Source organism: Streptomyces alkaliphilus (assembly GCF_014141535.1).
In the GTDB taxonomy this organism is placed as follows: Bacteria; Actinomycetota; Actinomycetes; order Streptomycetales; family Streptomycetaceae; genus Streptomyces; species Streptomyces alkaliphilus.
Window position 1 is genome coordinate 1 of record NZ_VKHT01001698.1, and the last position, 499, is coordinate 499.

At 78.6% G+C, this 499-nt stretch carries 1 pseudogene; it reads left to right on the forward strand.

The features are described 5' to 3' along the window. Positions 1 to 499, forward strand: a pseudogene (locus FNQ90_RS26385) (hypothetical protein); the annotation flags it as partial.

Consider the following 499-nt stretch of genomic DNA (forward strand, 5'->3'; position numbering starts at 1 on the left):
GGCCGTGATCGCGGAGGGGCCGGGTCTGGGGTGGGTTCCGGTGGTCACCCGTGCCGGTCCGGCCGGGGGTGCCGCCGCGGACCGGCACGTCTCGGTGGAGTGGAGGTGTTCCCCGGTGCGGCAGGCGCCGCCGGCGGATGTTCCGTCGCTCGGGGAGGCCGAGCGTGAGTTGGCCGAGGCCCTGCGCGCGGCGACGGAGGCGCTGACGCGAATGGCGGTGGCGGGCGCGGGCCCGGTCGCCCGGGCGGAGCTGTCGGCGTACCGGGCGCGGGCGGAGAGCGGGGATCGGATTCTGGCGCCCGGATATCCGCCCCGGGCCGCGCGGGTGTTGGAGCTGGCCCGGCGGGTGGGCCTCCTGATCGGGATCGCGAACGCGCCCGGTGAGCACGGCGCGGCGGTGAGCGCGGGGGAGATCGCGGCGCGGGAGGCGGTGCTGCGGCCGGTGGAGCGGACGGCGCGGCGTGCCAGGGTGGCGGCCTACAACGCCTTCGTGGAGGGG